Origin of the sequence: Streptomyces sp. NPDC007901 (genome assembly GCF_042959465.1) — a bacterium.
Taxonomy (GTDB): domain Bacteria; phylum Actinomycetota; class Actinomycetes; order Streptomycetales; family Streptomycetaceae; genus Streptomyces.
This window is the reverse complement of sequence record NZ_JBIBKW010000090.1, coordinates 1-2,186: the sequence shown is the minus strand read 5'-3', so window position 1 is coordinate 2,186 and position 2,186 is coordinate 1. Positions and strand designations below refer to the sequence as shown.

The following is a 2,186-nucleotide window of genomic DNA, read 5'->3' as shown; positions in this document are numbered from 1 at the left end:
GACTGGGCTGAGAAGCATGTGCGCCACGAGGCGCTTGAAGTCGAGCGGGGGTGAGAGACCTTCGACTCCTGGCCGTCGCAGCGGCCGGGTGAAGCTGAGGGCAGCCTGATCCGGGAGACGCCGGGGAGGGTGGGAGCAGCCCTGACAACGCCGGGACGTGCCAGTACTGCCAGATGGTGCGGGTCCGGTCAGCGAGACGGGAAGGTGTACGAGAGGAACCGGTGTCCGACGCCCCTTAACGGCCCACCAGCTCAAATCTGGCGGATATGGGCTGGTCGCGGTGCATGCCTGCTCCTCGTGCGAGAGCGGGCAACTCCTGGTCGTCATGTGATTAGCGATCTGGAGGTCACGGTGAATGTCTGCGGCGTAGCCGTGGCGATGCCGCAGGGGTAGAGCTGGGCGCCTCACCCGTCGATCGACTCTCAAGTGAACGTGGGAACCGTCCGGTGTCGTCCTCACCCCGCGCAGCCAGCGCGACGGAAGGACAGGAACGTCGTCAGCTGATGGCGCCGGGCGGGGCGGAGGCCTCGTAGTAGTCCGAGGCCGGGAAAGCCGGCCGCATGGCGAAGGGGGCCAGCAAGCCAGTGGTGGAAGTACTGGAAGACCAGGAGGACGCTGGTGAATACGAGTGATCTGCCGTCCGGCTCGTTCCGGGCCGAGCGCCGGGTACTGGAGATCCAGACCAAGCTGCACCGTTGGGCGAACGACGATCCTCATCGTCGGTTCGACGATCTGTACAACCTCGTCTGCGATCCCGCTTTCCTGGCCATGGCCTGGGAGCGGGTCGCGGGGAACAAGGGCGCGCGCTCGGCCGGAGTGGACGGCATGACCGTCGCCTACGTCCGGGAGCGGATCGGTGAGGGGCTATTCCTCGCCGAGCTGCGGGAGCAGTTGAAGTCCCGCAGCTTCCGTCCGGTGCCGGTCAGGGAACGGATGATCCCCAAGCCGGGGTCGCGCAAGCGGCGTCGCCTCGGGATTCCGACCGTGGCCGACCGGGTGGTCCAGGCGTCCTTGAAGCTGGTGCTGGAGCCGATATTCGAGGCGGACTTTGCTCCGTGTTCGTACGGTTTCCGCCCCAACCGGCGGGCGCACGATGCGATGGCCGAGACGCGCTTTCTGGCATCCAAGACCTATGAGTGGGTGCTGGAGGGCGACATCGCGGCGTGCTTCGACGAGATCTCGCACTCGGGCTTGATGGACCGGGTGCGGGCTCGGATCGGGGACAAGCGCGTGCTCGCGCTGGTGAAGGCATTCTTGAGGGCAGGCATCCTCACCGAGGTTGGCACCTCCAAGGAGACCGTCACCGGCACCCCGCAAGGCGGGATCCTCTCGCCGCTGCTGGCCAACGTGGCCCTCTCGGTCCTGGACGAGCACTTCACCCAGATCGAGGGCGGTCCGCAGACCAGCCCGAAGCGACGGTTCACCCGGCGCCAGAAGGGGTTGGCCAACTACCGGTTGATCCGGTACGCGGACGACTTCGTCATTTTGGTCTCGGGCACCAGCGCTCACGCGGAAGCACTGCTTCCCGAAGTGGCGGAGGTCCTCTCCACCGTCGGCCTGCGGCTGTCGGAGGAGAAGACGCTGATCACGCACATCGACGAGGGCCTCGACTTCCTCGGCTGGCGCATCCAGCGCCACCTGAAGCGGGGAACCGACCGGCAGTACGTCTACAACTACCCGGCCAAGAAGGCACTTCGGTCCATCAAGGCCAAGACGAAGGCGCTCTGTCGGATGAACGTCAGCCTGCCGCTGGCAGTCCTGTTGCACAAGCTCAACCAGGTGCTGCGGGGCTGGACCGCTTACTTCCGCCCAGGGGTGTCCGCTCGGGCCTTCCAATACCTGCGCATGATTGTTTGGCGTCAGGTCTTCGGATGGCTCCGCCGCAAACATCTCGGCACCGGGTGGAAGGAACTCCGCCGTCGCTATTGCGACGGCGGATGGTGGCCGCACGACGGGGACGTCGTCCTGTTCAACCCGGGCTCGGTAGTCACCACGCGATACCGGCCCAGAGGGACGGTCATCCCGTCGCCCTGGCCCAGCGCGACCTGAGGAACACACCCGTTCAACGGGGCTTGTGGAGAGCCGGATGCGGGGACAACTCGCACGTCCGGTTCGGGAGGGCGGCGCGGAGAAACGGGCTGGGAGCAATCCCAGTACCGCGCTCCGCGCCGACCCCACCACGACGT

At 66.4% G+C, this 2,186-nt stretch carries 1 protein-coding gene; it reads left to right on the top strand.

Annotated features, from left to right (window positions below; genetic code table 11):
* The first annotated feature begins 618 nt into the window (after nucleotides 1-618).
* Entirely contained in the window at nucleotides 619-2,049 is a 1,431-nt protein-coding gene (gene ltrA, locus ACFZDK_RS55750; RefSeq protein ID WP_390987085.1) for a group II intron reverse transcriptase/maturase, read from the top strand.
* Nucleotides 2,050-2,186 lie beyond the last annotated feature (137 nt).